This window comes from Caldovatus aquaticus (genome assembly GCF_019458025.1).
Classification (GTDB): Bacteria; Pseudomonadota; Alphaproteobacteria; order Acetobacterales; family Acetobacteraceae; genus Caldovatus; species Caldovatus aquaticus.
On record NZ_JAHZUY010000014.1, the window covers coordinates 1 to 26,698 of the forward strand.

General features: G+C 76.3%; 26 protein-coding genes and 1 pseudogene. 9 read left to right on the forward strand and 18 right to left on the reverse strand.

All coding sequences use genetic code 11. The features are described 5' to 3' along the window. Positions 1–1,193: 1,193 nt before the first annotated feature. Positions 1,194–1,283 (forward strand): annotated as a pseudogene (locus K1J50_RS19560) (histidine kinase); the annotation flags it as partial. A 31-nt stretch (positions 1,284–1,314) separates the two neighbouring features. On the opposite strand, the gene K1J50_RS07600 reads toward K1J50_RS19560, so the two are convergent. Together K1J50_RS07600 and K1J50_RS07605 are read right to left on the reverse strand one after the other, a co-directional pair. Continuing rightward, positions 1,315–1,896, reverse strand: coding sequence for a hypothetical protein (locus tag K1J50_RS07600; protein ID WP_220117110.1), 582 nt, complete (start codon positions 1,894–1,896; stop codon positions 1,315–1,317). Between the two features lie 204 nt (positions 1,897–2,100). Beyond that, on the reverse strand, positions 2,101–3,786 hold the full coding sequence (locus K1J50_RS07605) for a bifunctional metallophosphatase/5'-nucleotidase (RefSeq protein WP_220117111.1): 1,686 nt from the start codon (positions 3,784–3,786) through the stop codon (positions 2,101–2,103). A 237-nt stretch (positions 3,787–4,023) separates the two neighbouring features. On the opposite strand from K1J50_RS07605, the gene K1J50_RS07610 reads away from it, so the two are divergent. The 4 genes from K1J50_RS07610 to K1J50_RS07625 all read left to right on the forward strand — a co-directional run bounded on the left by K1J50_RS07610 (position 4,024) and on the right by K1J50_RS07625 (position 6,747). After that, the gene (locus K1J50_RS07610) at positions 4,024–4,932 is read left to right on the forward strand and encodes a sulfite exporter TauE/SafE family protein (RefSeq protein WP_220117112.1); all 909 of its coding nucleotides are present in this window, start codon (positions 4,024–4,026) and stop codon (positions 4,930–4,932) included. A 26-nt stretch (positions 4,933–4,958) separates the two neighbouring features. After that, a complete protein-coding gene (locus K1J50_RS07615) occupies positions 4,959–5,705 on the forward strand; it encodes a TIGR02186 family protein (RefSeq protein WP_220117113.1) in 747 nt (248 codons plus the stop codon). 4 nt (positions 5,706–5,709) lie between these two features. Next, positions 5,710–6,222, forward strand: coding sequence for a universal stress protein (locus tag K1J50_RS07620; protein WP_220117114.1), 513 nt, complete (start codon positions 5,710–5,712; stop codon positions 6,220–6,222). A gap of 324 nt (positions 6,223–6,546) precedes the next feature. Continuing rightward, entirely contained in the window at positions 6,547–6,747 is a 201-nt protein-coding gene (locus K1J50_RS07625) for a nuclear transport factor 2-like protein (protein ID WP_220117115.1), read from the forward strand. A gap of 26 nt (positions 6,748–6,773) precedes the next feature. On the opposite strand, the gene K1J50_RS07630 is transcribed toward K1J50_RS07625, so the two are convergent. From K1J50_RS07630 to K1J50_RS07660, 7 genes are all read right to left on the reverse strand, one after another. Further along, entirely contained in the window at positions 6,774–8,294 is a 1,521-nt protein-coding gene (locus K1J50_RS07630; RefSeq protein ID WP_220117116.1) for a DUF6489 family protein, read from the reverse strand. Between the two features lie 342 nt (positions 8,295–8,636). After that, positions 8,637–9,500: an exodeoxyribonuclease III gene (locus K1J50_RS07635; protein ID WP_220117117.1), complete on the reverse strand. Its 864-nt coding sequence runs from the start codon at positions 9,498–9,500 to the stop codon at positions 8,637–8,639. Positions 9,501–9,516: 16 nt separating this feature from the next. After that, positions 9,517–10,203 carry a fumarylacetoacetate hydrolase family protein gene (locus tag K1J50_RS07640; RefSeq protein WP_220117118.1) on the reverse strand — a complete coding sequence of 229 codons (687 nt, stop codon included), beginning with the start codon at positions 10,201–10,203 and terminating at the stop codon, positions 9,517–9,519. A gap of 508 nt (positions 10,204–10,711) precedes the next feature. Next, on the reverse strand, positions 10,712–11,551 hold the full coding sequence (locus tag K1J50_RS07645; RefSeq protein WP_220117119.1) for a gamma-glutamyl-gamma-aminobutyrate hydrolase family protein: 840 nt from the start codon (positions 11,549–11,551) through the stop codon (positions 10,712–10,714). Positions 11,552–11,698: 147 nt separating this feature from the next. Beyond that, positions 11,699–12,094 carry a DUF2237 family protein gene (locus tag K1J50_RS07650; RefSeq protein ID WP_220117120.1) on the reverse strand — a complete coding sequence of 132 codons (396 nt, stop codon included), beginning with the start codon at positions 12,092–12,094 and terminating at the stop codon, positions 11,699–11,701. A 28-nt stretch (positions 12,095–12,122) separates the two neighbouring features. Then, positions 12,123–13,721 (reverse strand): phosphoenolpyruvate carboxykinase, encoded by a 1,599-nt coding sequence (locus tag K1J50_RS07655; RefSeq protein ID WP_220117121.1) that lies wholly within the window; start codon positions 13,719–13,721, stop codon positions 12,123–12,125. A 149-nt stretch (positions 13,722–13,870) separates the two neighbouring features. Next, entirely contained in the window at positions 13,871–14,674 is an 804-nt protein-coding gene (locus tag K1J50_RS07660; protein ID WP_220117122.1) for a DUF2470 domain-containing protein, read from the reverse strand. 113 nt (positions 14,675–14,787) lie between these two features. Here K1J50_RS07660 and K1J50_RS07665 point away from each other — a divergent pair, with 113 nt between their 5' ends. Continuing rightward, the gene (locus K1J50_RS07665; protein WP_220117123.1) at positions 14,788–15,489 is read left to right on the forward strand and encodes a response regulator transcription factor; all 702 of its coding nucleotides are present in this window, start codon (positions 14,788–14,790) and stop codon (positions 15,487–15,489) included. Positions 15,490–15,507: 18 nt separating this feature from the next. After that, on the forward strand, positions 15,508–17,223 hold the full coding sequence (locus tag K1J50_RS07670) for a stimulus-sensing domain-containing protein (protein ID WP_220117124.1): 1,716 nt from the start codon (positions 15,508–15,510) through the stop codon (positions 17,221–17,223). Positions 17,224–17,288: 65 nt separating this feature from the next. Here K1J50_RS07670 and K1J50_RS07675 read toward each other — a convergent pair whose 3' ends face one another. Then, complete coding sequence (locus K1J50_RS07675) at positions 17,289–17,741, reverse strand: hypothetical protein (RefSeq protein ID WP_220117125.1); 453 nt, start codon at positions 17,739–17,741, stop codon at positions 17,289–17,291. Positions 17,742–18,072: 331 nt separating this feature from the next. Between K1J50_RS07675 and K1J50_RS07680 the strand changes: the two genes are divergently transcribed. After that, positions 18,073–18,840 carry a DUF1194 domain-containing protein gene (locus K1J50_RS07680; RefSeq protein WP_220117126.1) on the forward strand — a complete coding sequence of 256 codons (768 nt, stop codon included), beginning with the start codon at positions 18,073–18,075 and terminating at the stop codon, positions 18,838–18,840. 45 nt (positions 18,841–18,885) lie between these two features. On the opposite strand, the gene K1J50_RS07685 is transcribed toward K1J50_RS07680, so the two are convergent. The 8 genes from K1J50_RS07685 to K1J50_RS07720 all read right to left on the reverse strand — a co-directional run bounded on the left by K1J50_RS07685 (position 18,886) and on the right by K1J50_RS07720 (position 26,092). After that, positions 18,886–19,323, reverse strand: a complete 438-nt coding sequence (locus K1J50_RS07685; protein ID WP_220117127.1) for a hypothetical protein — start codon at positions 19,321–19,323, stop codon at positions 18,886–18,888. A 164-nt stretch (positions 19,324–19,487) separates the two neighbouring features. Beyond that, the gene (locus K1J50_RS07690) at positions 19,488–19,910 is read right to left on the reverse strand and encodes a DUF3775 domain-containing protein (protein WP_220117128.1); all 423 of its coding nucleotides are present in this window, start codon (positions 19,908–19,910) and stop codon (positions 19,488–19,490) included. A 239-nt stretch (positions 19,911–20,149) separates the two neighbouring features. Then, positions 20,150–20,869, reverse strand: a complete 720-nt coding sequence (locus K1J50_RS07695) for a hypothetical protein (protein WP_220117129.1) — start codon at positions 20,867–20,869, stop codon at positions 20,150–20,152. Positions 20,870–20,879: 10 nt separating this feature from the next. Next, a complete protein-coding gene (locus K1J50_RS07700; protein WP_220117130.1) occupies positions 20,880–21,737 on the reverse strand; it encodes an aldo/keto reductase in 858 nt (285 codons plus the stop codon). 73 nt (positions 21,738–21,810) lie between these two features. Then, positions 21,811–22,857 carry a WD40 repeat domain-containing protein gene (locus K1J50_RS07705; RefSeq protein WP_369413547.1) on the reverse strand — a complete coding sequence of 349 codons (1,047 nt, stop codon included), beginning with the start codon at positions 22,855–22,857 and terminating at the stop codon, positions 21,811–21,813. Beyond that, a complete protein-coding gene (locus tag K1J50_RS07710; RefSeq protein ID WP_220117131.1) occupies positions 22,854–23,876 on the reverse strand; it encodes a CobW family GTP-binding protein in 1,023 nt (340 codons plus the stop codon). The genes K1J50_RS07705 and K1J50_RS07710 overlap by 4 nt, the downstream gene beginning before the upstream one ends. After that, a complete protein-coding gene (locus tag K1J50_RS07715; RefSeq protein WP_220117132.1) occupies positions 23,873–24,721 on the reverse strand; it encodes a hypothetical protein in 849 nt (282 codons plus the stop codon). Before K1J50_RS07715 ends, K1J50_RS07710 begins: the two co-directional genes overlap by 4 nt. A 36-nt stretch (positions 24,722–24,757) precedes the next feature. Next, positions 24,758–26,092 (reverse strand): aspartate aminotransferase family protein, encoded by a 1,335-nt coding sequence (locus tag K1J50_RS07720; protein WP_220117133.1) that lies wholly within the window; start codon positions 26,090–26,092, stop codon positions 24,758–24,760. 195 nt (positions 26,093–26,287) lie between these two features. Between K1J50_RS07720 and K1J50_RS07725 the strand changes: the two genes are divergently transcribed. Next, positions 26,288–26,668: a hypothetical protein gene (locus K1J50_RS07725; RefSeq protein ID WP_220117134.1), complete on the forward strand. Its 381-nt coding sequence runs from the start codon at positions 26,288–26,290 to the stop codon at positions 26,666–26,668. Positions 26,669–26,698 lie beyond the last annotated feature (30 nt).

Below are 26,698 nucleotides of genomic sequence, written 5' to 3' on the forward strand. Positions count from 1 at the left end.
CACGGCTGGCGCCGCGTCCGCCGCCGCAGCCTGCGGCGCAACGGCGCCCCTCTGCACCTGCCCTGCACCGCCATGAACCTCCGCCGCGCCGAACGCCTCCTCGCCTGACAGGCGACGCGCGCCCCCCGGCCTGCCGCCAGACACCGAAACCGAACACAAAGGCCGCTTCCAGGCCGCCCTCACACCTGCCTCACCCGATCGGGCGCGTTTCGCAGGGGTCTCCGCGGGGGCTGATCCTGGCCGCCTTCGCGCTGTTCGGCGTCGCGGTCGGCCACGTGCCGTCCGGCGGGGCGGCCGGCGCGATCTGGCTGATGGCCGGGCTCTATCTGGCCGCCGCGGGGATGCAGGTGCTCCTGATCGGCCGGCAGCCGCCGAGCCAGCGCGAGCAGGTGCTGATGCACGCCGTGGACATCGCGTCGGTTTACCTGGCGGCGGGCCCGACGAGCCCGTTCTTCGTGTTCTTCGCCTTCATCCTCCTCGCCGGGACGCTGCGCTGGAACTGGCGCGGCGCGCTGTGGACGGCGGCGCTGCTGGCGGCCGTGTTCGCGGCGCTGGTCGGCCTCTTCGGCGGGCGTCCCGCGGGCGAGCCCCCCGGCCAGCTCGACGAGCCCGTGCTCCGCTTCGGCTACCTGCTCGTGGCCGGCGCCATGCTCGGCTATGTCGGCGCGTACCGCGAGCGCAGCCGCTTCCGCCTGGCCCGGCTCGTGGCCTGGCCGGGGCCCGACCGCGGGGCCGAGGGCGCGGCGCCGCCCATCGCCGCGGCCCTTGCCCACGCCGCGGCGCTGATGCAGGCGCGCCGCGTGCTCGTCGTGTGGGAGCAGGCGGCGGAGCCGTCCCGGCACGTCGCCCTGTGGTCGGAGGGCCGCCTGCGCCACAGCCGCGAGCGCGCCGGCCGCTTCGGGACGCTCGTCGCCGCGCGCCGCGCCGGGGACACCTTCGCGATCCCGCGTGCGGAGCCGCGGGACGGGCACGCCGCGCCCGCCCTCCTCGACGAGGAGCTGCGGCAGGCCTTCGAGATCCGCGATGCCCTGACGGCGCCGTTCCGCCTGCCGCTCTGCCGCGGCCGGGTGTTCCTGCTCGACCGGCGCCGCGCCGGCAACGACGATCTGCTTCTCGCCGGCTTCGTCGCGCTGCGCGTGGGCGTCGATCTCGAACACCATCTCCTGCGCAGCCAGTCCGAGACGAACGCGGCGATGGCCGAACGGGTGCGTCTCGCGCGCGACCTGCACGACGGCGTGCTGCAGAGCCTGACGGCGGCGAACATCCAGCTCAAGCCGCTCGCGCAGCGCACGGAGGGCGAGCTGGCCGGCCGCCTCACCGGGATCCGGCAGTGCCTGACCGAGGAGCAGCGCCGCGCGTCGGGATCCGCGCGATCTCGGCATTGCGCTGCTCGCTCGTCATCTGCGCCGGGTCGCCGCCGGCGCCGCGCGCCGCTCCGCCGACCATCGCGGAGACGCCCTGGAAGGCGGTGCTCGCCGTTCCGGCGATCACGTTGCCGAGCAGCACCGCCGGGATCAGGTAGCCGACCGCCCAGGCCGAGAGCCCGTGCAGGATCCCGTCCGTGTCGTCCGAGGTGCCGGAGAGCCGCGCGGCGACGTAGCCGCCGGCGCCGAGGCCGACCAGGTTGGCGACCGGCGGCCAGAGGCCGGCGGCGATGCCGAAGCTGGAGGCGGACGGCGTCTCGCCCGGCGTCGTCGCGTCCACGGTGCTGCCCCCGATGGCGAGGCCGAGGACGTTCAGCATCGCGCCCACGGCGACGGCGACCACCCCGCCGGCGAAGACGGCGCCCCAGGAGATGCGGGGCGGCAGGGCCGGCGTTCCCTCCGGCACGGCGACGGCGAGCGTGCCGGCGCCCTGCCCCGCCGTCGTCGTGCCGGTCCCGGTGCGGTCCGGCATGGCTTGCTCCTTCCGTCCGGACTCCGGCCTGCAACGCGGCGTTGCGCGGAAGGTTTGGCCCTGGCGCGGATCGTCCGGCCGCCCGCCGCGGCTGGAGCCGCTGCCGCCCGGCCGCGCGCGCGGCAGCGGCGCCGGCGCGTGGCCCGTCGCGCGGATTCGCGCCCCCGGCCGTCCGCGATCCGCCCTCGGCGCCGGCGGCGGCGCTCAGCGCGCCCGCGCGATCCGCCCGTCCGTCCGGGGCGCCAGCGGCGAGTGCGCGGCGAGGTAGGGCGCGACCGCCTCCTCGAGCGGCGGGCCGGTGTCGTAGGCCTCGAGCGCCCGGTCGCGCAGCACCGCGTAGCCGTCGCCGCCGCGGCGCAGGTAGCTGTGCGTCACCACGCGATAGACCCGCTCCGGGTCGAGCGGGACGAAGCGGCCGCTCTCCCGCTCCGCCACCGCCACGGCCTCCACCCGCTGGCCCGGCGGCGCCGCCGGGTTCCAGCGCAGGCGCAGCCCGGCGACCTGCGGGAAGCGGCCGGAGGGCGCGGGGGCGCGCGAGAGGCCGTTCTCCAGCGCCGCGCGCAGGTCGGCCCCGCGCAGGCGCAGCACGGCGAGCGTGTTGCCGAAGGGCAGCACCGTCAGCAGGTCGCCGAGGCTGATCGCCCCGGCCGGCAGGCCCGCGCGCATCCCGCCGCCGTTGTGGATCGCGACCTCGGCCGCCGGCACGGCGGCGAGCATCGCCTCGGCGAGCAGGGTGCCGAGCGCGCACTCGCCGCTGCGGCAGCCGCCGAGGCCGAAGGCGGCGGCCGCGTGCGCGACCGGCCGCCGGCGCGTCGCCTCGAGCGGCGCGGCGAGCCGCGCGACCAGGGCGGCCACCTCCGGATCCTCCGGCGCGTCCGCGCCGACCGGCCGGCACGCGCCGCCATGCGCCGCCACCCGCCCGTCCGGCGCGAGGTCGAGGTCGAGCCGGCCGAGCCAGCGCCCGTAGGCGCCCGCCTGCACGATGCGCACCGGCCGGTCCGGCCCGTCCGCCACCAGCGGATGCGGCCCGGCCGCCCCCGCCAGCCCGTCCGCGAGCAGGGTGTGCGAATGCCCGCCGATGATCACGTCCACGCCGCGCACCCGCTCGGCGAGGCGGAGATCGGCGGCGAGGCCGCGATGCGACAGCAGCACCACCGTCAGCGGCCGGCCCTCCGCCGCGTCACGGGCGGCGGCGATGGCGCGCTCCGCCGCCGCCTCGGCCTCGGTGAAGCGGAGACGCGGGCCGGGGGAGGAGATGCCGGGCGTGTCCTCGGTGATCAGGCCGATCAGGGCGATGCGCGCGCCGCCGCGCTCGAACAGCCGTCCGGCGCGGATCTTCCCCTCGAGCGCCGGCTCCGCCCCGGTGTCGAGGTTGGCGGCGAGCAGCGGGAAGGGCGCAGCGGCGGCGAAGCGGGCGAGGTTCTCGGGGCCGTTGTCGAATTCGTGGTTGCCGAGCGCCATCGCCTCGCAGCCCCAGGCGCGCAGCACCGCGAGCTCCGCGTCGCCGCGGTAGTGGGTGTAGAACAGGCTGCCCATGAACTGGTCGCCCGCGTCGAGGGCGAGCGGCGCGCGCCCCTCCGCCGCGGCGGCGCGGCGCGCCGCGGCGATCGCGCCGGCCAGCCGGGGACTGCCGCCGAGGCAGGTGGCGCCGCCCTCGCTCCCCGCCGCCGCCCGGCACGCGGCGGCGCTCCGCGCCTCCACCGGCTCGTGGCGCGCGTGGAAGTCGTTGAGGTGGATCAGCGCGACCCGCGCCGCGGCCTCGGCCGCGACGGGGCGGCGGATCGCCGGCGCGGCGGGGATCGCGCCGGCGGTGGCGGCCGCGGCGAGGGCGCCGGCCCGCGCCAGGAGGGCGCGGCGGGAGACCGGCGGCCGGACGAGATCGTTCGTCATGGCGCGTGACCATAGCCCGCGGCCCCGACATCGCCACAATCCCGCGCCCATCCTGGCGGCGGACCGTCCGGCCCGGGATGCCGCCGCGGCGCCCCGGCAACGCCCGCGCGGAATCGCGGCGCGCGCCCGGGCGGGCCGCGGCGACGCCCTTGCGCGTCAGGGCGTGCCGGGCCAAACCCGATGGCCACCCGAACCGCAACGAAGCCGGACGAGCGGGCGAGAGCGAGCGCGCGCGCAATGCAGGTCTACCTGCCGATCGCCGAGATGTCGGTGGATGCCCTGCTGCTGCTCGGCATCGGCTTCGGCGTGGGCTGGCTCTCCGGCCTGTTCGGCGTGGGCGGGGGGTTCCTGCTGACGCCGCTCTTGATCCTGATCGGCATCCCGGCGCCGGTGGCGGTGGCCTCCGGCGCCAACCAGACGCTCGGCGCCTCGGTCTCCGGGCTGATCGCGCAGTGGCGGCGCGGCAACGTGGACTGGCGCATGGGGCTGGTGCTGGTCGTCGGCGGCTTCACCGGATCGGCGCTCGGCGTGCAGTTCTTCGTGCTGCTGCGCCGGATCGGCCAGGTGGATCTGGTGGTGGCGCTGTTCTACATCGTCGTGCTCGGCATCGTCGGCGCGCTGATGGTGATGGAGAGCGTGCGCGCCATGCTGCGCCGGCGCCGCGCCGCGCCGGCCCGGCTGCACGAGCACACCTGGCTGCACGGCCTGCCCTTCAAGATGCGCTTCCGCAAGTCGCGGCTCTATATCTCGGTGATCCCGCCGCTGCTGGTGGGCGCGGGCATCGGCATCCTCTCGGCCGTGATGGGCGTGGGCGGCGGCTTCATGCTGGTGCCGGCGATGATCTACATCCTCGGCATGCCGACCAGCGTGGTGATCGGCACCTCGCTGTTCCAGGTGGTGTTCGTCTCGGCGAACGTGACGCTGCTGCAGGCGCTGCAGACCGGCGCCGTGGACATCGTGCTGGTGCTGCTGCTGCTGGCCGGCGGCGTGGCCGGGGCCCAGTTCGGCGCGGCGATGGGCACGCGGCTGCGCGGCGAGGAGACCCGCGCCCTGCTCGGCCTGCTGGTGCTGGCGGTGGCCGCCAACCTGCTCTGGGGCCTGGTGACGCCGCCGCCGAGTCCGTTCGTCATCGCGCCGCTGCCATGAGGCGCGCGGCGGCGAGGCTGGCGGCCGTGCTGCTCGGCGCGTGGCTCGCGGCCCCGGCCGGTGCGCAGCCGCCGCCCGCGCCCGCCCGCGCCGTGCCCGCGCTGGTGACGGAGCTGTCGCAGCGGCGGGTCGAGATCACCACCGGCTTCACCGGCGCCGACATCCTGGTCTTCGGCAGCACCGAGCGGCCGATCGGCGAGGGCTCCGACGAGGTGCTGGTGGTCGCCGTCGGCCCGCCGCAGCCGATGGTGGTGCGGCGCAAGGTCCGGCTGCTCGGCTTCTGGGTGAACGGGCCCGCGGCGACCTTCCCGGAAGTGCCCGGCTTCTACGCCATCGCCGGCACCCGCCCGGCCTGGCAGATGCTGCCCGAGGAGGCGCGCCAGTCGAACCGGCTCGGGCTCGACGCGCTGCCGCTGCGCGCGGTCGGCGCGCAGGGGCCGGCGTTCCGCGCGGCGCTGCTGGAACTCAAGAAGGACGCCGGGCTTTGGGTGGAGGACGTGGCGCCCGTCGCGGTCACGGGCGGGCGCCTGTTCCACGCCCGGCTGCCGCTGCCCGCGACCGTGACGCCCGGCGCCTACCGGGTCGAGGCGCTGCTGGTGCGCGACCGCCGCATCGTCGCCCGCCAGGAGCTGGAATTCGACGTGGTGCGGGTCGGCGCCGCCGCCGGGATCGCCAATGTCGCGGACCGGCGGCCGATGCTCTACGGTATGGCCTGCATCGCTCTCGCCGCGCTGGCCGGCTGGCTCGGCAGCGTGCTGTTCCGCAGGAGCTGAGACCATGGCCTCCGAGCCCACCGAGGAAGCCGCCGCCGCGAAGGAGCCGGCCAAGCGCGACCGGGTGTTCCTGGTGGTGGTGGACGACAGCCCGGAGCGCACGGTGGCGCTGAAATACGCCTGCCTGCGCGCGCGCAAGGGCGGCGGACGGGTGGCGCTGCTGCGCGTGATCGAGCCGGTCGGCCTGGTCGAGTGGGCGGGCGTGGGCGTGATGATGCAGGAGGAGCGCCGCGCCGAGGCCGAGAAGCTGCTCTCCGCGCTCGCCGCCGAGGTGCAGGAGATCACCGGCGGCTACCCGATCCTGCTGATCCGCGAAGGCGACCCGCGCGACGAGCTGCTGGCGCTGCTCGAGGAGGACCCGCGCATCTCGGTGCTGGTGCTGGCGAGCGGGGCCGGGCTCGGCGGGAAGGACCCGCTGATCACCGCGCTCACCGGGCGCTACGCGAGCCGGCTGACGGTGCCGATGACGATCGTGCCGGGAACGCTCGACGACAAGGAGCTCGAGCGGGTGACGTGAGGCGCGCACTTGCGCCGGCGGGCGGCACGGGCGCACTCCTGCGGGGCGCCGGGGTTCCGGCGGGAAGGAGGCGTCCCTGGCGGCGGACCAGGAGCAGCAGGAGCCCGCCCGGATCGGCGGCGCCGCGCGGCTGCGCTCCCTCTGCGCCGAGCACGCGCGGGGCAACCGCGCGGCGCTCTACGGCGCGCTGTCGGAGGACGTGGTGTGGCGCTCCTGCGGCGAGGGCGCACTCCCCTGGTCCGGCGAATGGCGCGGCGCGGACGGGGTCGCGGCCTACCACGCGGCGTTCGACGCCTTCGTCCGCGTCGTCGGCTACGAGATCGAGTGCGTCATCGCCGAGGGCGACTGGTGGTCGTGCTGGCCACCGCGCAGGTGCAGCCGCTCGCCACGGGCGAGATCCATGCCTGCCCGAAGGCGGAGGTGTTCCGGCTGGCGGGCGACGGCCGGATCGCCGAGTTCCGCGACTACTACGACACCGCGACGGCGCTCGCCCGGTGCTGCGCGGCGCCGCCGGGCGGCGGCTGAGGCCGCGGCCCGCGCCCGCCCCCCGGTCAGCGCTCCGGCGCCCCGTCCGCGCCCCGCCGGCGGGCCGTCGTCTCGCCGGCCCGGGCGAAGGGCGCGCGGAACAGGTCGGCCATGGCGCGCTGGACGGCCTCCGGCGTCGCCGGGGCCAGGGGCATCCACAGGCGGATCAGCGCCTCGGGCGAGAGCGCATCGGCGGCGTCGAGCATCTGCCGCTCCATGCGCCTGAGCACCGCCTCCTGCAGCGGCGCGACGTCGGGCAGGCCGAAGAAGCGGCGGGCCTCGTCCGGCGTGCAATCGATGTCCAGGGTGATCTTCATCGGCGTGGCGGTCTCCCGGCCGGCGGGAGCGCCGGGGGGGGGCCCCCCCCCCGGGGGGGCCCCCCCCCCGCCCCACAGACGCACGCCCGGCGCCGCCAGGGGGCCGTTTCCGCCGGCCGCCTGGCGCGCCGTGAGATCGGACAGCGCGATCAGGCCGAGGAAGCGGTGGTCGTCGCGCGAGACCACGGGCAGGCCTCCCAGCCTCTGGCCGGCCATGGTCTCGACGGCACGCCCGGCGTCCTCGTCCGGGAAGAGACAGGGCGGCTCGGTGCGCATCACCTCCCGGATCCTGGTGCGGGCCGGGTCGCGGCCCTCGGCGATCAGCCGCACCGCGAGATCGCGCCCGGTGACGACGCCGAGCAGGCGCCCCTCCTCGCCGACCGGGAGGACCGAGACGTCCTCCTCGCTCATCAGGCGCGCCGCCTGCTGGATGGTCTCGTCCGGGCCCACCATGCGCATGCCCGTGCGCATCACCTCGCCGGCGCTGGGAGAGGACTGCTGCTGGAGCCGTTGTCCGCCCTGGCCCCAGCGCCCGCCGCCGTCCTCGGTGCGACGGCCGCCGCGCACCTGCTCGAGCTCCTCCTCCATCGGGCGGAGCGTCTCCTCGGCGGAACGGCGCGCGGCGCGCAGCACCTGCGTGCTGCCCTCCATCAGCGCCCCGACGCATTCGCGCACGACGCGGCGCTGCAGATCCACCACGGGGGTGGGATCGGCGAGGCGCATGATCTCGCGCGCGATGCGGAGGTTGACGGCCGCCATGCCGTCCAGGAGCTCGCCCATGGCCTGCTGCGCCTCGCGCAGGGCGCCGTTGGCGATGCGCGGCAGGACCATCATCCGCCGCATCTCGCCGGCGGTCTCCTCGACCGCGCGGGCGACGCGGCGGCCGATCTCCTCGAACTCGCCGGCGGCATCGTCCATCAGCTCGCGGCCGCCCTCGGCGAGGACCCGGGAGGTGCGGCGGGTGGTCTCGGCGGCGGCCGCGCCGGCGGCGCGCATGCCGTGCCCGGCGGCGCGGCCGGCCTCTCCGGCCATCTCGCCGGCGGCCTCGGCGCCGCGGCGGATCATGTCGGCGCCGCCCTGCGGCGCCGCCGAGGCGGCCGCGCCGCGCCGCCCGCCGCCCGCTTCGGCGGCGGCTCCGGGCGGCTGGGGAGCGCTGCGCTCGCGCTCCGCCTCGCCGTCGGCCTGCGATGGCTGGTTCGAGCGCGTCTGCGGCCTGGGGGTGTCTGCCATTGCGAATGTCCGTCCCATGGAATGGCGCCTGCGCCGGCACGTGCCGGCGTGCCCGCGAACTCCCGGCGGTGCGCGCCGGCGCTTCGGGGCCGAGGGCCGAACAGGGTCCCTGCGACGGAGTTCCTTCCGGCGCCGAGTATTCCCCAGAAAAAACTCACCGATACGGTGACAAATACTTCCCGATTCCCAAATTATTCATGCTTTCTTATGGAAAGCGCGGGTTGAATTCTACGCCGCATCGCAACAACGCGGAGGTCGCGCGCCGCCGGGGCGCCCCGCGCCGCCCGCCGGAGCCGGTCGAGCCGGAGCCGTCGCCGCGGGCACGGCCGGGCGAAGGCGGCCCTAGCGCGGCGCCAGCTCCACCATCACCGGCACGTGGTCCGAGGCCTGCGGCCAGCCGCGCGCGCGCCGCAGCACCACCTGGCCGCGCAGCGCGCCGGCGAGGTCCTGGCTGACCCAGATGTGGTCGAGCCGCCGCCCGCGGTCGGAGGCGGCCCAGTCGCGCGCCCGGTAGCTCCACCAGGTGTAGAGCTTCTCCGGCGGCGGGACGAAGTGGCGCACCGCGTCGTGCCACGCGCCGGCGCGCTGCCAGGCGGCGAGCGCCTCGACCTCGACCGGGGTGTGGGAGACGACGTCGAGAAGCTGGGCGTGCGACCAGACGTCGCATTCGAGCGGCGCGATGTTGAAGTCGCCCAGCACCACCATCCGCCGCGCCGGCCCGCGCGCGCGGGCCCATTCGGTCGCCTCGCGCAGGAAGTCGAGCTTATGGGCGAATTTCGGATTGGCCGCCGGATCGGGAACGTCGCCGCCGGCGGGGACGTAGAAGTTATGCAGCTCGATCGGCCCGCCCGGCGCGTCCAGCTCGACGCCGAGGTGGCGGCAGTCGCCCCTCGCGCACCAGTCCGGGTCGCCCTCGCGCGGCGCGAAGGGCAGGCGCGAGAGGATCGCCACGCCGTTGTAGCCCTTCATCCCGCGCGCCGCGATGTGCGGGAAGCCGAGCGCGGCGAGCGACTCGCGCGGCAGCAGCTCGTCCGGGCACTTGGTCTCCTGCAGGCAGAGCACGTCGGGCGCGAGGTCGGCGACGAGCTTCTTCAGCAGCGGCAGGCGCAGCCGGACGCTGTTGATGTTCCAGGTGGCGACGCGGATGGCGCGCCGCGCGGTCGCGCGCGCGACCGCCGGCGTCGCCCCCTTCCCCTCCCCGGCCATGGCGCGCGGCGCGGCCTCACACGATCCGGCAGCGCACCTCGCCGACGCCCTCGACGAAGCCTTCGAGCAGGTCGCCGCGCTGCACCGCGGCCACCCCCTCCGGGGTCCCGGTCATGATCAGGTCGCCGGGCGCGAGGCGCACCAGGCGCGAGAGGTTGGCGATGATCTCCGGCACGCTCCAGATCATCTTCGCGAGGTCGCTCGCCTGCCGCAGCGCGCCGTTCACGCGCAGCTCGATGCGCCCGCGCGAGGGATCGAAGCCCTGCGCCGGGCGCAGCGCGCCGATCGGGGCGGAGCAGTCGAAGCCCTTGCCCATGTCCCAGGGGCGGCCGGTCTTCTTGGCCTCGTTCTGCAGGTCGCGCCGGGTCATGTCGAGGCCGGCGGCGTAGCCCCAGACGTGCCTCAGCGCGTCCGCCACGGCGATGTCGGCGCCGCCTTCGCCGATGGCGACGACGAGCTCCATCTCGTGGTGCAGTTCCCGGCTCAGCGGCGGGTAGGGCATGTCGGCGCCGTTCACCACCACCGCGTCCGCCGGCTTGGTGAAGTAGAAGGGCGGCTCGCGCGTCGGGTCGGAGCCCATCTCGATCGCGTGCTCGGCGTAGTTGCGGCCGACGCAGAAGATCCGGCGCACCGGGAACAGCTGCGAGGAGCCCTGCACCGGCAGGGCGGGGATCGCCGGCGGGGCGATGACGTAGTCGGGCATGGAGGGTTCGGCTCCGGCTCGCTGGCTCAGGTGGGATGGCGAGGCGGCGGACGATAGCCGCGCCGCGCGGGGCGGCAAAGCCGCCCCCGCCGTGCCGCCCGCCCGGGGACGGCGCGTTTTCCGCCCTTGCGCTTCCGCTGCGGAGGCGCCACCCTGCCGCGCGAGCCGATTCGCTGTCGATTCGCGGCGCTGGGCGCGAGGGAAACAAAAAAAGCGCCCGGACAGGGGGGTGTCCGGGCGCCGTGTTATTGTTTTCCGATCGGAAAGGTCGGGCGAGCCGGCAGGGGACACCGGAGCTCGACCGTCGGCCGTATCCGGCCGACGCAAGCATAATAGCGCCTTATCCACAGGGACGCAAAAGGGATTTTGCCCACTTTTGCGCGAGTTACCGCGCCCGTTCCCGGCGGCGCGGGACCGTGAACGTTCCGGCCGACGGACCGCCGCCGCCCGGCTTGGCCAAGCCCCCGCGTGCGGTCCGGGGGGCGAGGCCTGGCCGCCCGTCCCGATCCTATTCCGCGGCCTGCGGGAGGGGCTGGGCCTCCGCCGCCCGCCCGGCCCCCGGCGCTGCGGTCCGCCGCGCCGCCCAGGCGGCGACGGCGCGACCGAAGGCTTCGAAGATCGCCCGGCTGTTGCTGTCCTGCTCCCAGTCGTATTCGGGGTGCCACTGGACGCCCAACGCGAAGCCGGGCGCGTCGGCCACCCGCACCGCCTCGATGGTCCCGTCCGGCGCCCAGGCCTCGGCGATCAGCCGCGCGGCGAGGCGCGCCACGCCCTGGTTGTGCAGCGAGTTCACCGCGATCGCGGCGCCGCGCGGCCCGGCGTCCCAGCCCGGCGGCAGCAGCGAGGCGAGCAGGCCGGCGCGGTCCACCCGCACGAGATGGGCCTTCGCGGTCCGCACCGGCGCGTGCGGCTGGTCGGCCGGCGTGGCGTGGTCCAGCCGGCCCGGCAGGTCCTGGATGCGCTGGTCCAGCGTGCCGCCGAGCGCGACGTTCAGCTCCTGCATGCCGCGGCAGATCGCGAGCACCGGCAGCCCGGCGGCGATCGCGGCGCGGATCAGCGGCAGCGTGGTGGCGTCGCGCGCATGGTCCTCCGGCGTGCCCGCGGCGTGCGGCGGGCCGCCGTAGTGCCGCGGGCAGACATTGGAGCGGCTGCCGGTGAGGAGCAGGCCGTCGAGCCGCGGCAGGAGCTCCGCGGCCAGGCACGCGCCGGCGGCGGGCAGCAGCACCGGAACCGCGCCCACCGGGCCAAGCACGACCCGCACGTAGCTGTCCGAGGCTGCGTGATTGGGCGTGTTGAAGGGGCCGAACCCCTTCACGCAGCACGAGATTCCGACCAGCGGTCGCGGCATGTCTTCCTTCATCGCCCGCGGGCGTGGCGGGATCAAGGCAGATCTCCCCGCGCGCGCAACAAGCCCGCTCCCCGGGGTTCGCATGCCACGGCCGCCGGCGCGAGGCGACGCCCCCTGTGGCGCCGCTGCGGCGCGGGCGGCGCCGGGTCAGCCGGCATCCAGCGCGTGGGCGCGCAGGTGCTCGAGGCGCAGCACCTCGAGCGCCGCCACATGGGTCGCCTCCAGCAGCACGGGCGGCGCGACGCCGGCGCGGCGCGCCTCCTCCCAGCGCGCGGCGCAGAGGCACCAGCGGTCGCCGGGACGGAGGCCGGGGAAGCCGAGCTCCGGCCGCGGGGTGAAGAGGTCGTTGCCGGCCGCCTCGCTGAAGGCGAGGAACTCCGCCGTCATCTCGGCGCAGACCGCGTGCAGCCCGTGATCCTCCGGCCCGGTGTTGCAGCAGCCGTCGCGGAAGAAGCCGGTCAGCGGCGCGACCGAGCAGGGCAGCAGCGGCCCGCCGAGCACGCTCCGTCCGCCGATGCGGCGCGGCTGGCTCCGTGGCGGCATGGGGCGCTCCTCCCGGGCGGCGGCCGTGTCAGGCCGCGGCGCGGATCGCGGCCGCGCGCACCTCCTCGCCCACCACCCCGGCGAAGCCCTCGAAATTCTGCTCGAAGCGCGCGACCAGCTCGCGCGCGGTGCGGTCGTAGGCGGCCTTGTCGGCCCAGGCCTCGCGCGGGTCCAGCACCTCGGACGGCACGCCGGGGACGGCGCGCGGGATCATCAGGCCGAAGAACGGCTCGCGCACGAACTCCGCCCGCGCCAGCGACCCGTCGAGCGCGGCGCGCAGCAGGGCGCGGGTGTGGCGGATGCTCATGCGCTGCCCGGTGCCGTAGCTCCCCCCCGTCCAGCCGGTGTTGACCAGCCAGCAGTCGGCGCCGTCGCGCTTGATGCGCTCGGCGAGCATCCGGCCGTAGACCTCGGGGTGGCGCGGCAGGAAGGGCGCGCCGAAGCAGGCGGAGAAGGTGGCCTGCGGCTCGCGGCCCAGCCCCTTCTCGGTGCCGGCGACGCGCGCGGTGTAGCCGGAAAGGAAGTGGTACATCGCCTGCGCCGGGGTGAGCTTCGCGATCGGCGGCAGCACGCCGAAGGCGTCCGCCGTCAGCATCACCACGTTGCGCGGCTTGCCGGCCATGCCGCCCGGCACGGCGTTCGGGATGAAGTCCAGCGGGTAGCAGGAGCGGGTGTTCTCGGTCAGCGAGGCGTCGTCGAGGTCGAGGCGGCCGTCCTCGTCGGCGACGACGTTCTCGAGCACGGTGCCGAAGCGGTGCGTCGCGTCCCAGATCTGCGGCTCCGCCTCGCGCGAGAGGCGGATCACCTTGGCGTAGCAGCCGCCCTCGAAGTTGAAGACACCGGCGTCGGACCAGCCGTGCTCGTCGTCGCCGATCAGGCGCCGCTCGGGGTCGCTGCTCAGCGTGGTCTTGCCGGTGCCGGAGAGGCCGAAGAACAGCGCGACGTCGCCGGCGGCCCCGACATTGGCGCTGCAGTGCATCGGCAGCACGCCGCGCTCCGGCAACAGCCAGTTCATCAGGGTGAAGACGGATTTCTTGATCTCGCCCGCGTAGCTCGTGCCGGCGATGCAGATCAGGCGCTCGGCGAAGGAGAGGGCGATCACCGTCTCGCTCCGGCAGCCGTCCGTCGCCGGGTCGGCGTGGAATTCGGGGGCGTGCAGGATGACGTAGTCCGGCGCGAAGCCGGCCAGCTCCTCGCGCCGCGGGCGGAGGAACATGTTGCGCGCGAACAGCGCGTGCCAGGCGTGGGTGGTCACCAGACGCACGCGGATGCGGTGGGCGGGATCGGCGCCGGCGTAGAGGTCCTGCACGAAGAGCTCGGGCTGGCCGGCGAGGAAGCGGCGGACGCGCGCGGTCAGCGCCGCGAACTTCCCCGGCGCCATCGGCTGGTTGACGCGGCCCCACCAGACCGCCTCGCGCACCGCCGGGTCGTCCACCACGAACTTGTCCTGCACCGAGCGGCCGGTGTGCACGCCGGTGACGGCGATGAAGGCGCCTTCGGCCGAGAGCCGCCCCTCGCCCCGGCGCAGCGCGTGCCCGATCAGCCCCGGCGCCGTCAGGTTGGCGTGCACCTCGGGGCCGGCGGCGATGCCGGTGCCGGCAAGGGGGGCGATCTCTGGGGCGGTCATCCGCTTCCTCCGGGAAAGGTCAGGCGCCCGGAGCCCGCGCCGAGGGGACTCCGGTCTGCCAGCGAAAGGTCGTGGCCTATTGGGCGGGAGTGCGGGCGAAATTACGGCGGCGTCCGGAATCGGGTCAACCGAGCCCCCCGCGGGCGCGGTCACGATGGCGCCAAGCCGCCGTCGGTCCCGTCTCCCGCGCCGTGCTGCGGCGCGGCAAGCCGCGCGCGGGCCGCGCGGGCGGCGGCGACCAGCGCGGCGCGCACGCCCTCGGCGTCGGCGACCGGGGCCGGGAAGTGGAGCCGCGCGACGGCGAGCGGCCGCGGCTCCGCCCCGCCGCCCTCCGCGGCGAGGTCGCAGCCGTCCACGTCCACGCCGACCAGCCGCCAGGCGCCGGCCCGGGGCTGGCCCAGCAACCCTTCGGCGATCGTCGCCAGGGCGTCGGCGTGATCGCGGTTGACGTGCTCGAGGATGCCCGGCTCGGCCTCGGCGACGGCGGCGACCGCCCCCGGGTCGGGCAGCAGGTCGGCGGCGCGCAGCCGCGTCGCGCGGGCGAAGCCGGCGACCAGCAGGGCCGCCACGGGCCTGACGCGCCACAGCGCGAAGTCGGCGAAGTCGGCATAGGCGGCCGCGTAGGGGTGCCGCGCCAGCCAGCGGGCCTTGAGCGGCGGCGCCTCCGCCGGCGGCACCGGCTCGGCGAGGCCGGTCACGGTCACGCGCGGCGCGGTCTGCGGGTTCGGGCCCGCCGCCGGCCCCTGGAACAGCAGGGCGCAGCGCGGCTCGGCGCGGAGCTGGCGGGTGTGTTCCGACAGGGCCGAGAGCCAGAGCAGCAGGGTCAGGCCGGGCGCGGCGGCCGGCGTGACCAGGGCGGCGAAGGGCTGGCCCCCGGCCTGGGTGGCGAGCACCGCGCCCGCCGCCCCGCGGATCAGCCGCCGCGCCTCGAAGCCGGCCTCGTCGGATGCCATATGCCGTCCGTCCCCGGTTGCGCCACAATCGCGCACCAATATAGCGGACGAAGCCAAGCCCCGGCCGGGGGGTTCCGAGGAGGGCCCCCCGCCCGCCGCACCGGAAGATCACGATGCCGCACACCATCGCCCTGGTGGATGACGACCGCAACATCCTCACCTCCGTCTCCATGACCCTGGAGCAGGAAGGCTTCCAGGTGCGCACCTACACCGACGGCGAGAGCGCGCTGCAGGGCCTGCTCGCGCGGCCCGTGGACCTCGCCGTGCTGGACATCAAGATGCCGCGCATGGACGGGATGGAGCTCCTGCAGCGGCTGCGCCAGCGCAGCGCCGTGCCGGTCATCTTCCTCACCTCCAAGGACGAGGAGGTGGACGAGCTGATGGGGCTGCGCCTCGGCGCCGACGACTACATCACCAAGCCGTTCAGCCAGCGCCTGCTGCTCGAGCGCATCCGCGCCCTGCTCCGCCGCAACGAGGTGAGCCGCGCCGAGGGCAGCGGCGCGCCGCCGGGCGGGGTGATCACCCGCGGCGAGCTCGTGCTCGACGAGAGCAAGCACACCTGCACCTGGAAGGGGCAGCCGATCCAGCTCACGGTCACCGAGTTCCTGCTGGTCAAGGCGCTGGCGCTCCGCCCCGGCATGGTGAAGACGCGCGACCAGCTCATCGACGCCGCCTACGGCGAGAACATCTACGTGGACGACCGCACGATCGACAGCCACGTCAAGCGCGTGCGCAAGAAGTTCCGCCAGGTGGACCCGGACTTCTCGCAGATCGAGACGCTCTACGGCATCGGCTACCGCTACAAGGAGGGCTGAGGCACGGAGCGCGTCGCCATGCCCGAGGGCGCCGCCGCGGCGGCGGCGCCGCCCGTGCCGGAGCGCGAGGCCGCCGAGCCGCGGCCGCTCGCGCCGCCGCGCCGGCGCTCCTCGCCGCTGCTCCGGCGCATCCTGCTGCTCAACGCGCTGCCGCCGGCGCTGCTCGCCGCCTCGCTGCTCTACCTCGACCAGTACCAGAACGGCCTGCTCGCCGCCGAGGTGGAGGCGCTCCGCACCCAGGCGCGGATCTACGCCGGCGGCATCGCCGAGGCGGCGACGCGGGTGCAGGAGGAGCGCCCGGTGCTGGTGCCGGAGCTGGCCCGGCCGCTGCTCCGCCGCCTGACCGAGCCCTCGCCCAACACCCAGGCCAAGCTGTTCGACACCACCGGCCTGCTCGTCGCCGACAGCCGCGTGCGCGAGGGCGAGGGCGGGGCGATCGTGAGCGAGCCCCTGCCGCCGTCCGAGCCGCGCGGCCCGCTCTCCGCCACCGTCGCCCGGGTCTACGACTGGCTGGTCGCGGTGCTGCCGAACGCCCTGTTCCATGGCGCCCGGCGCGACGGCGTGGTGGTGGACGTGAACCCGGACGCCCCCTCCTTCGACTGGCAGCCCGACCTCGGCCCCGACCGGCGCGAGGAGCTGCGCATGGCGCTCGAGGGCGGCGTCACGCCCTACATCCGCCGCACCGCCGAGGGGCGCCTGCTGGTGAGCGTCGCCGAGCCGGCGCGGCGGGGCAACCAGTCGGTCGGCATCGTGCTGCTGACGCGCGAGGCGCGCGAGGTGGACCGCCGGCTGTTCGAGATCCGCGCCTCGGTGCTGCTGCTCTTCGCCACGGCGCTGGTGCTGACGGTGGCGCTCTCCTTTTACCTCGCGCGCACCATCGCCACGCCGATGCTCCAGCTCGCCCGCGCCGCGGCGCGCATGCGCGAGGGCGAGGGGCGCGGCGGCTCGGTGCCGGAGGAGCTGCAGCGGCGCGAGGACGAGATCGGCGTCCTCGCGCGCGACCTGCAGAACTCCGCCCGCGCGCTCTGGGCGCGCATCGACGCCAACGAGCGCTTCGCCGCCGACGTCGCGCACGAGCTCCGGAACCCGCTCACCTCGATCCGCAGCGCGATCGAGACGCTGCGGCGGATCGAGAACCCGGAGCAGCAGAAGCGCCTGCTCTCCATCATCGCCGAGGACGCGGTGCGGATGGACCGGCTGATCGCCGACATCAGCGATTCCTCGCGGGTGGACGCCGAGCTGTCGCGCACCGTGGCGCAGCCGGTGGACGTGGGGCCGATCCTCTCGACCCTCGCCGAGCTGCACAACGCGACGCGCAAGGGCGAGGCCGACCCGAAGGTGGCGCTGGAGATGCCCGCCGGGGCGCGCCTCGTCGTGCGCGGGGTCGAGGGCCGGCTGGTGCAGGTGTTCCGCAACCTGCTCGGCAACGCGCTGAGCTTCTCGCCGCCGGGCGGCACGGTGTGGGTGCGGGCGCGGCCCACCGGGGCGATGGTCGAGGTCACGGTGGACGACGAGGGGCCGGGCATCCCGGAGCAGAAGCTCGAGAGCATCTTCGAGCGCTTCTATTCCGAGCGCCCGCGCGGCGAGCGCTTCGGCCAGCACTCGGGGCTCGGCCTCTCGATCAGCCGCCAGATCGTGGAGGGGCTGCGCGGGCGGATCTCGGCCGAGAACCGGCGCGACGCGGCGGGCAGGGTGGTCGGCGCGCGCTTCGTGGTGCGGCTGCCGGCGACGTGAGGGCGCCGCCGCCGCGGGCGGGAAACGGCCGCGCCCGGGCGCGCCCTGACCCGGCGGGCGGCGCGTCAGGGGCCGCGCGGCGCCAGCGGGTCGCAGGCGCCGCCCTGCTGCCGCAGCAGCGCATGCAGGCGATCGGCCTCCGCCGCCGGGGCGCGCACCGTCACCGTGGCCGCGCCGCCGCGCTCCTCGTGCAGCGCGACGCAGCGGCGGTCCAGCGGCCCCTCCCGCACCAGCGCCTCGATGGCGAGCTTGGCCGCCTCGTGGCCGGCGAAGCGCGCCGTCAGGAGGACGGTGCCGGCCGTCGGCGCCGCGGCGTCGTCGCGCAGCAGGCGCTCCGGCGGCACCGCGCGGGATCCCTGCACGGTGGTGGCGGAGAGGGGATCGCTCGCCGGGAAGGTGTCGCGGACGCCGGCCTCGACGTTGTCGTCCGGCGTCAGCTCGGGCCGTTCCTCCGGCGCGGCGCGCCGGCCGCCCGGCGGGCCGCGGCTGGCGCCGCCCTGGTTGCGCGGCTTCGGCATGATCGGGTCCCTTCTGCTCGAACCCTGGCAACGCGCCCGCGCGCCGCGGGTTCTGCGGACCGTTCCGGCGACGGCGACCGCGGGACGCGCGCGGCCGGCGCACGGGTGCGCAAGGGCGCATGCCGCAGCGGAGGACGGGGAGGCCGCCGCCCCGGCCCCCGGGCGCGACCGGCCTGGCGCGCACCGCCCGGGCGAAGGCCCCGACCGTGCCCGGCTCGCCCCGGCGCGGCGGGGCGGGGGCGCCCTTCACCTTCCGGACAGGCGCACGGGAACGTTGAACCGCGACCCCGGTTTGCGCTTCGGTGTGCGGACTGCGCGAGGAGAGGCGCCCATGCGCCGACGCACCTTGCTCGTCTCGGCCGCCGGCTTCGGCGCGGCCGCGACGCTTCCGGCCATTGCCGACGCCCGTTTCGAGGGGCTCCGGACGGCGCAGGCCGACACAGGCGCGGCCGCTCCGGTGGATGTGAACCTGGTGCTGGCGGTGGACGTCAGCCGCTCCATCGACGAGGACGAGGCGCGGCTGCAGCGCGAGGGCTACCGCACCGCGATCGCGAGCCCCCAGGTGGTGGAGGCGATCAAGGCCGGCACCTTCGGCGCGATCGGTCTCGCCTATGTCGAATGGGGCGGCATCGAGTACCAGCGCACCGTGCTGCCCTGGTTCCGCATCGCCGGCCAGGAGCAGGCCGAGCAATGGGCGGAGATGCTCGCCCGCGCGCCGCGGGTCTCGCTCTCCTGGACCTCGATCTCCGGCGGCATCGAGCACTCCCGGCGGCTGTTCGCGGAGAGCCCGTGGGAGGCGACGCGGCGGGTGATCGACGTCTCGGGCGACGGCGTCAACAACAGCGGCCCGCCGGCGGAGGAGGCGCGCGACCGGGCGGTGGCCGAGGGCATCACGATCAACGGCCTGCCGATCATGAACGACCGCCCGACCTTCGGCCGGCTGCCGCAGGTCCCGCTCGACGACTACTACCGGGAGAGCGTGATCGGCGGCCCGGGGGCCTTCGTCATCGTGGCCGAGGACTTCACGAGCTTCGGGATCGCGGTGAAGCGCAAGCTGATCCGCGAGATCGCGCGCGGCGCCGGACCGGCGTTCGCGTAGCGGGGCACCCGCCGGCCGGCCGGGCCGCGGCGGCCCGCCCGCCGCTCAGTCGGTCCGGATCGTCCCCTCGCGGATCATCCGCAGGCAGCCCTGCACCACCGGCGCGCAGGCGGCGTCCCGCGCCACGCCCAGCTCGTTGGTGCCGCTGATGCTGATGCGCGTCACCCGCCCCTCCACGATCTGGAAGGTCGCCCGGCACATGCCGCCGCCGGAAAGGTTGACGCTGCCCCCGGCCATCGGCACCGGCACCGAGACGCCGCCGCCGGGGGGCGAGCGGTCGTAGGTCCAGAACTCCCCGGCCTCCGAGCTCTCGCGCTTGTCCGCCGGGCCGGCGCAGAGCCGGAGGTCGTCGGCGCGCAGCCCGACCATCCGCGTGCGCGCCTCGTCGGCGAGCGACGCGTCGCGCGCCACGCAACTGCCGAGGGCGAGGAGAAGGGCGACCGGCGCGAACGCCGCCGGCGCCCGGCGGGGTAGCAGCGACACGCCGGCTTCTTAAACCGGAACGCGCCGGAGGTGAATTGCGGGACACGCCCGGCCCGCCGGCGCAACGGCGGGACCCGCCGCCGGCGCCGCTCCCGCCCGGCCGCGCGCGGCGCCGGCCCCCGCCCGCCGCCGGGAGGGCCGGCTCCCGCCGTCCGCGCCCGGCGCTACCGCTCCAGGTCCTCGAGCGAGAGCCCGAAGGCCGCCACGCCCTCGGCGAGGAGGTCGCCCAGCAGATCCATGGTCAGCAGGTACTGCGCCGTGTCGCGCCCTGCGCCGCGCTCGCGCGCCAGCCGCAGCGCCTCGTCCCACTCCGAGGCGTCGTAGTCGCCGCGGCCCACCCAGGCGAGGGCGATCAGCGCCGCCTGCTCGTCCTCGTTGAGGTCGTTGATGAAGGCGCGCAGCGCGTCCTCGGTGACGTCCTCCGCCTCCCCCTCGAGCAGCGCGGCCTCGCTGTCCTCGTCCCCGGCAAGCTGCTCGCGGTCGGCGGGGTCCTTGGCCTGCAGCGCGCGGGCGTAGTCGGCCACGGTCGCGACCGTCTCCAGGCTGATGCCGAGGTCCACCTCGTCCTCGTCGTCCCTGTCGGCCATGGGCAGCTCCTCCATCAGAGCGGATCGCGGACGGCTGGAGACAGCCGGGAGCGTGAATCCGCTCGACCAACGACAGGCCGGAGCCGTTGCCGCGCGCACGGCCGGGCGGCAACGGCTCGAACGCGCCCCGGGCAGGGGCGGGGCGCGCGCCGCTGCCCCATTAGGCCATGGCGCGGCCGGCGGTTCCACGGTCCCCTGCGCGCCGGCGCCGCTCCCAGGCGGCGGGCGGCGCCGCGGCCTCAGCGCCAGACGCTGCGGGGGTCCGTGGCCGCGTCAGGACCGGCAAGGGGGTTGCGCGGGCCCGCGGCCGCCGCGCCGGCGCCGCGGCCGCCGGGCCGCCCCGGCATCGCCGCCTCGGGCGGCGCCGGCGCCGCGACCGGCGGTGCCGCGCGCCGGGCGTGGTGCGGCAGCACCCGCCGCCGGAAGCAGTCGTGGAAGCGGTCCACCAGAGCGGCGGTGCCGTCGAGCGGCGCGGCGATGACCTGCCCGTCCGGCAGCCGCACCGTCAGCCGGTGCCCCTGCCGCAGCGCCGCCAGGATGCGCGCCGCGCTGTCGGGGGCGGCCGAGAGGTCCACCTCGATCCGGTCGGGCGCGGCCTGCGCGGCGCGCAGGACGGCGCCGTAGGGCGCCGGGCCGCCCTCGATCTCCAGCCGCACCAGCCCCGTGGTGCCGGGCGGGATGCGCCAGCGCAGATCGCGCAGCGAGAGGCGGAACGCGAAGGGCTGGCTCAGCATCGCCAGCCGCACATGCCCGCCTGCCGTCCCGGCGGGGCGCTCGCTCTCCAGGATGCAGGCGGCGCGCTCGCGCACCTGGCCGGTGCGGTAGAGCCAGGCGCCGGCGCGCTGCTCCTCGATCGAGCGCATCTGCGCCGCGCCGGGCGCGGGCAGGGCGAGGGCCGCCGCCAGCGCGAGGCGCGCGGCGCGGCGCGATCCGGCGCGGGAGGAGGCGGGCGGCGGCATGGCGGCGGCCTCAGCTCTCCCAGTCCGGAGCGAAGGACGGGTCCACCAGCCGCCGGTCCTTCGGCAGGGCGGCGATCGCGGCGAGGTCCTCGGCGTCGAGCCGCAGCGCCAGCGCCGCGAGATTGGCGCGCTGGTGCGCCTCGCTCGCCGCCTTCGGGATGGCGGCGACGAGGTCCTGGCGCAGCAGCCAGGCGAGCGCCACCTGGCTCGGCGTGCAGCCGTGCTTCGTCGCGATCCGCCGCACGGCCGGGTCGCGCTCGGCGGCGCCCTTGGCGACGGGGGCGTAGGCGGTGAGCGGGATGCCGCGCGGGCGGGTGATCTCCAGCAGGCGTGCCTGGGAGAGGTAGAGGTGGTACTCGACCTGGACGCAGGAGACCGCCTCCGGCGCGATCTCCAGCGCCCGGCGCAGCAGGCCGGGCGGGACGTTGCAGAGGCCGGTGGCGCGGGCGAGGCCGTCCTCCTTCAGCCGCCGCAGCGCGCCGAGCACGGCGGCGAGGTCCATGTCCGGGCGCGGCCAGTGGACCAGGAACAGGTCGGCATGGGCGAGGCGCAGGCGGCGCAGCGACGCCGCGCAGGAGGCGCGGATGCCCTCGGGCGTGAGCCGGTCGTACCAGACCTTGGTGACGACGAAGATCTCCTCGCGCGGCACGCCGGAGCCGGCGATCGCGGCGCCGATGTCGGCCTCGTTGCCGTACATCGCGGCGGTGTCGAGGTGGCGGTAGCCGAGCCCGAGGGCGGATTCGACGGCGCGCCGGCATTCCGCCCCCGCCATCGGCCACGTGCCGAGGCCAAGCCGCGGCATGCGGACGCCCGCGGCGTGCGGGAGGACGAGCGCCGGGATGGCGGGCGAGGGGGGTGCGGCGGCCATGCGCCGCAGCATATCGCCGGCGACGCCGCGAGGCACGCGCCGGGCGCGGGTCGTGCCGGCCCGCGCGGCCGGGCTACCGCTTCGAGAGGTCCACCAGCCCCGCGAACCCCGTCTCGGTGCCGAAGGCGAGCGCGGTGCCCGCGGCGTTCCACGCCAGCGCCGAGACCGGGCCGCGTCCCGGCGCCGCCACCGGCAGCACGCGCCCCGAGGCGATCTCCGCGATCGCCACCAGCCCGTCGGCGAAGCCCGCCGCCACCACCTCCTGCTGCGGATGGCAGGCGACCGCGGTGCACGGCACGCCGTCGCCGCCGGCGAGCTCGGTCGGCGCCTTGCCCATCGGCCCGCCGCCGAAGAACGGCCACAGCACGACGCTCTCCGCCCCGCTGGTGGCGAGCCAGCGCCCGCGGGCGGTGAAGCAGAGCGACTTGGTCTTGGCCGGGTAGCCGGACATGCGCATGTGCTGCCCGTCGGCGAGGCGCCAGCCGTGCAGCGCGTTCTCCTGCATCGCGGTCACGACGTGCGTGCCGTCCGGCGAGATCGCGATCGCGCCGTGGCTGCCCTTCCACTCCAGGAGGCGCGGCTTGTCCTCCTTCGCCGCGACGAACCAGAGCGAGCAGCCGTTGTAGTGGCTCGCCGCCACGCGCTTGCCCCTGGCGTCGAAGGCGACCCCGCCGACGCTCGAGGGGTGGGCGAGCGACTTCAGCGCCCGGCCGGCGGCATCGAGCAGGTGCACCGTCCTGCCGACCGCCGCCGCGCGCACCCCCGATTCGTGCGCCGCGACGTGCTCGACCCACCTGCTGCCGTAGCGCGCCAGCTCCTCAGCGGTGCCGTCCGGCGCGATGCGCACCAGGCGGCCGTCGTCGCCGCCCGAAAGCGCGCCGTCCCGCACGTCGGCGCAGAGGGCGAGGCAGGCGCCCGCGGGGTGCGCGGCGACGCTGCGCCACTCCTCCGCCGGCGCGCCCGGCGCGGCGAGGCGCACCGTGCCGTCGCCGAGGCCGAAGGCGCAGACGCGCCCCTCGCGCCCGAAGGCGACGCCGACCACCCAGGCCCCGAGCTCGGCCGAGCGGCCGCGGGCCTGGAGCAGGAAGTCGGCGCCCTCGATGCCCGCTCCGCCGCTCACGTCCGGTCCGTCCCGGCCGCCGCCGGCGCCTCCGCCTGGCAGGCCTCGAAGCCGCGGCGCAGCGCCGGGCGGTTGAGGTCGCGGCCGATGAAGACGATGCGGCTGCGGCGCGGCTCGCCCTCGCGCCAGGGACCGATGAAGTCGCCGTCGGCCAGCATGTGCACCGCCTGGAAGGCGAAGCGCCGGTCCTCGCCGGCGTAGTGCAGGATGCCCTTGGTGCGCAGCAGGTCCTGGCCCTTGGTGGCGAGGAGCTGGGTGATCCAGGCGTTGAACCGCTCGGGGTCGAGCGGCCGCTCGACCTCGAGGCTGACCGAGACGACGTCCGAATCGTGCTCGTGCTCGTTCCCCTCGGCGAGGAACTCCGGCTCGCGCTCGAGGATGCGCTCGAGGCTGAAGGCGTCGCGGCCGATCACGCTCTCGATCGGCACCGCGGCCCGCACCGCGCGGCGGATCTCGGCCCAGGGGTTGATGGCGCGGATGCGGCGCTCGACCTCGGCCGCCTCCTCGGGCGTGACGAGGTCCATCTTGTTGAGCACGACGATGTCGGCGAAGGCGATCTGCTCCTCGGCCTCGGGGCTGTCGGCGAGCCGCGCGGGCAGATGCCTCGCGTCCACCACGGTGACGATGGCGTCGAGCTTCGTGGCGCGCCGCACGTCCTCGTCGGCGAAGAAGGTCTGGGCCACCGGGGCGGGGTCGGCGAGGCCGGTGGTCTCGACGATGATGCCGTCGAAGCGGTCGCGGCGCTTCATCAGGCCGCCGATGATGCGGATCAGGTCGCCGCGCACCGTGCAGCAGATGCAGCCGTTGTTCATCTCGAACACCTCCTCGTCGGCGTCCACGACGAGGTCGTTGTCCACGCCGAGCTCGCCGAACTCGTTGATCACCACGGCGAACCTCCGGCCGTGGTTCTCGGTGAGGATGCGGTTGAGCAGCGTGGTCTTGCCGGCGCCGAGATAGCCGGTCAGCACGGTGACGGGGATCTGCGCCCGCGGGCCGGGGGCGTTGGTCGGATCGCTCACGAGGGGTGGTCCTTCGGATCGGAGGGTGATGGCTTCGGTCCGGATATGGGGGCTGCGCCGGCGCCGTGCCGCGCCTCCCGGTCGCGGCGGAGCGCGGCGCGCAGCGCGACCAGGCTGGCGAGGAGCGGCGGCAGCAGCGCGTTGCGCCGCTCCGGCGCCGCGGCGAGGGCGCGCGCCGCCGCCGGGGCGGCGAGGGCGCCGAGCGGGGCCAGGGCGGCGGCGATCGCCTCCGCCGCCTCCCGCACCGCGCCCGGGCCCACGGGGCCGGCGCGCAGCGCCAGCGCCCGCTCGCCGGCGAGGCGCATCGCCGCCTCGTCGGCCGCCGCCAGCGCCGGCGGATCGAGCCGGGCGGCGAGGGCGTCGCGCAGATCGGCGTTCAGCGGCCCGGGGCCCCAGCGCGCCCGCGCCGCGCGGCGCAGCGCCTCGGCCAGCGCCGCCGGCTCCGGCACCAGCTCGGGGAGGGCGTGGTCGAAGCCGGCGGCGGCGAGGTCGCGGCGCTGGCGCTCGCTCGTCGTCGGGGCGAGGGCGAGCAGGGCGATCCGCCCGAGCGGCGGCGGCAGGGCGCGCAGGGCCCGCGCCAGGGCGAGCACCGGCGCCGCGGGCGGGCGGAAGGCGGCGACGAGCGCGTCGTAGGGGACGAGGTGCAGCCGGTCGAGCGCCGCCGCCGGCGCGGCCGCGGCGGCGGCGCGGGGTCCGGCGGCGCGCCGCCGGGCGGAGAGCCGCCCGCGCAGGTCGGGCCGGTCCGTCAGCACCAGCACGGCGAGCGGCCCCTCCGGCCCGTCGCGGGGGCCGGCGTGCAGCAGCACCGCGGCGGAGGGGACCCGGGGCAGCGGGCGGGGCGCCATGGCGGTCTCCGGCGCGGGGGGGGCGGGCGGCGCCGCTCAGGCGGCCGCGGCGCGGATCGCCTCGCCGAGCGTGCCGATCAGCCGGTCCACCTGGGGGCGCTCGACGATCAGCGGCGGGGAGAGGGCGACGATGTCGCCGGTGACGCGCACCAGCACGCCGGCGTCGAAGCAGCGGCGGAACACCTCCTGCCCGCGCGCGCCGGGCTGGCCGGGGCGCGGCGCCAGCTCGATGCCGCCGATCAGGCCGAAGTCGCGGATGTCCACCACGTTCGGCAGGCCCTTCAGGCTGTGCACCGCCTCCTGCCAGTAGGGCTCCATGGCGCGCGCCCGCCCCGGCAGGTCCTCGCGCCGGTGCAGCGCGAGCGTCGCGATCGCCGCCGCCGCGGCGAGCGGGTGGCCGGAGTAGGTGTAGCCGTGGAACAGCTCGATCCCGCCCGGGGCGCCGTTCACCACCGCGTCGTAGATCTCGCCCTTCACCGCGACCGCGCCCATCGGCACCGCGGCGTTGGTCAGGCCCTTGGCCATGGTGAGGATGTCGGGCGTCACGCCCAGCCGCTCGGCGCCGAAGGGGGCGCCGAGGCGGCCGAAGCCGGTGATCACCTCGTCGAAGATCAGCAGGATGCCGTGCTTGTCGCAGAGGGCGCGCAGGCGCTCGAGGTAGCCGCGCGGCGGCACCAGCACCCCCGTGGAGCCCGCCACCGGCTCCACCATCACCGCCGCGATCGTCTCCGCCCCGTGCAGGGCGACCAGCGCCTCCAGCGCGTCGGCGAGCTCCGCCCCGTGCTCCGGCTGGCCGCGCGAGAAGGCGTTGCGCTGCGGCAGGTGGGTGTGCGGCAGGTGGTCCACATGGGGCAGCAGGGCGCCGAACTGCTTGCGGTTCGGCCCGATGCCGCCGACCGACATGCCGCCGAAGCCGACGCCGTGGTAGCCGCGCTCGCGCCCGATCAGGCGCACGCGGGAGCCCTCGCCGCGCGCCTTGTGGTAGGCGAGGGCGATCTTGAGCGCGGTATCCGCGCTCTCGCTGCCCGAGTTGGTGAAGAAGACGCGATCCAGCCCCGCCGGCGTGATCTCGGCGACGCGCGCGGCGGCCTCGAAGGCCAGCGGGTGGCCGAGCTGGAAGGTCGGCGCGAAGTCCAGCACCGCCGCCTGGCGCTGGATCGCCTCGGTGATCTCGCGCCGGCCGTGGCCGGCGTTGCAGCACCAGAGCCCGGCGGTGCCGTCGAGGATCTCCCGCCCGTCCGGGGTGTAGTAGGACATGCCCTCGGCGCGCGCGAGCAGGCGCGGGTGCGTCTTGAAGTAGCGGTTGTCCGTGAACGGCATCCAGAACGCGGCGAGGTCGTTCGGACGCGGGACGGCGGCGATCTCGTTCATGCGGGCGGCCCTCAGCGCGGTCGGGGGACAGAAGCGCAGCGCGGGCGCGGCGGCAAGCGGCGCCGGTGCGGCCGCGCCGCCTTCCGCTCACGAGACGGGGAGCGCGGGCGCGGCGCCCGCGGACACGGCTGGCGGAACGGCCGGGGAGGGGCAAGATTCCCCGGGCCGGGGGAATTCCGCGGGAGGACAGCCACGATGAACGCCGTCGCGACCCCGATCCACAACCCGATCCTGCGCTACTGGCAGGGCCGGGGGCGTCTTGCCCCGCTCTACTGGGGCTGGGGCGTGGCCGGCAGCATCCTGCTCGCGATCCTGGTGGCCGGGCCGCCGCTGCTCGACCTTGCCGGGCTGCCCTGGGCGCTCGGCGGGATCGCGGTCGGCGCGCTCTACACGCTCTGGATCCTGGTTTCGATCTGGCGCTGCTCCGGCAACATCGAGCACCCGGCGCCGCTCGGCGTGCCGCGCGAGGTGTGGGGGATGCTGGCGCGCTGGCTCACCGTCGCCTGGGCGATCAACGCCGGCGGCATGGCGGTGATGCTGCTGCAGAGCCTGATCTATCCGGCGCTCGGGCGCTGATCGCCGGCCCCGGCCGCGCGGGCGGCGCGC

Coding starts and splice junctions, on each gene's coding strand:
- K1J50_RS07600 (WP_220117110.1), bottom strand. CDS start 1,896: ATGCCGGACCGCACCGGGACCGGCACGACGACGGCGGGGCAGGGCGCC.
- K1J50_RS07605 (WP_220117111.1), bottom strand. CDS start 3,786: ATGACGAACGATCTCGTCCGGCCGCCGGTCTCCCGCCGCGCCCTCCTG.
- K1J50_RS07610 (WP_220117112.1), top strand. CDS start 4,024: ATGCAGGTCTACCTGCCGATCGCCGAGATGTCGGTGGATGCCCTGCTG.
- K1J50_RS07620 (WP_220117114.1), top strand. CDS start 5,710: ATGGCCTCCGAGCCCACCGAGGAAGCCGCCGCCGCGAAGGAGCCGGCC.
- K1J50_RS07630 (WP_220117116.1), bottom strand. CDS start 8,294: ATGGCAGACACCCCCAGGCCGCAGACGCGCTCGAACCAGCCATCGCAG.
- K1J50_RS07635 (WP_220117117.1), bottom strand. CDS start 9,500: ATGGCCGGGGAGGGGAAGGGGGCGACGCCGGCGGTCGCGCGCGCGACC.
- K1J50_RS07640 (WP_220117118.1), bottom strand. CDS start 10,203: ATGCCCGACTACGTCATCGCCCCGCCGGCGATCCCCGCCCTGCCGGTG.
- K1J50_RS07645 (WP_220117119.1), bottom strand. CDS start 11,551: ATGCCGCGACCGCTGGTCGGAATCTCGTGCTGCGTGAAGGGGTTCGGC.
- K1J50_RS07650 (WP_220117120.1), bottom strand. CDS start 12,094: ATGCCGCCACGGAGCCAGCCGCGCCGCATCGGCGGACGGAGCGTGCTC.
- K1J50_RS07655 (WP_220117121.1), bottom strand. CDS start 13,721: ATGACCGCCCCAGAGATCGCCCCCCTTGCCGGCACCGGCATCGCCGCC.
- K1J50_RS07660 (WP_220117122.1), bottom strand. CDS start 14,674: ATGGCATCCGACGAGGCCGGCTTCGAGGCGCGGCGGCTGATCCGCGGG.
- K1J50_RS07665 (WP_220117123.1), top strand. CDS start 14,788: ATGCCGCACACCATCGCCCTGGTGGATGACGACCGCAACATCCTCACC.
- K1J50_RS07670 (WP_220117124.1), top strand. CDS start 15,508: ATGCCCGAGGGCGCCGCCGCGGCGGCGGCGCCGCCCGTGCCGGAGCGC.
- K1J50_RS07675 (WP_220117125.1), bottom strand. CDS start 17,741: ATGCCGAAGCCGCGCAACCAGGGCGGCGCCAGCCGCGGCCCGCCGGGC.
- K1J50_RS07680 (WP_220117126.1), top strand. CDS start 18,073: ATGCGCCGACGCACCTTGCTCGTCTCGGCCGCCGGCTTCGGCGCGGCC.
- K1J50_RS07690 (WP_220117128.1), bottom strand. CDS start 19,910: ATGGCCGACAGGGACGACGAGGACGAGGTGGACCTCGGCATCAGCCTG.
- K1J50_RS07695 (WP_220117129.1), bottom strand. CDS start 20,869: ATGCCGCCGCCCGCCTCCTCCCGCGCCGGATCGCGCCGCGCCGCGCGC.
- K1J50_RS07700 (WP_220117130.1), bottom strand. CDS start 21,737: ATGGCCGCCGCACCCCCCTCGCCCGCCATCCCGGCGCTCGTCCTCCCG.
- K1J50_RS07715 (WP_220117132.1), bottom strand. CDS start 24,721: ATGGCGCCCCGCCCGCTGCCCCGGGTCCCCTCCGCCGCGGTGCTGCTG.
- K1J50_RS07720 (WP_220117133.1), bottom strand. CDS start 26,092: ATGAACGAGATCGCCGCCGTCCCGCGTCCGAACGACCTCGCCGCGTTC.
- K1J50_RS07725 (WP_220117134.1), top strand. CDS start 26,288: ATGAACGCCGTCGCGACCCCGATCCACAACCCGATCCTGCGCTACTGG.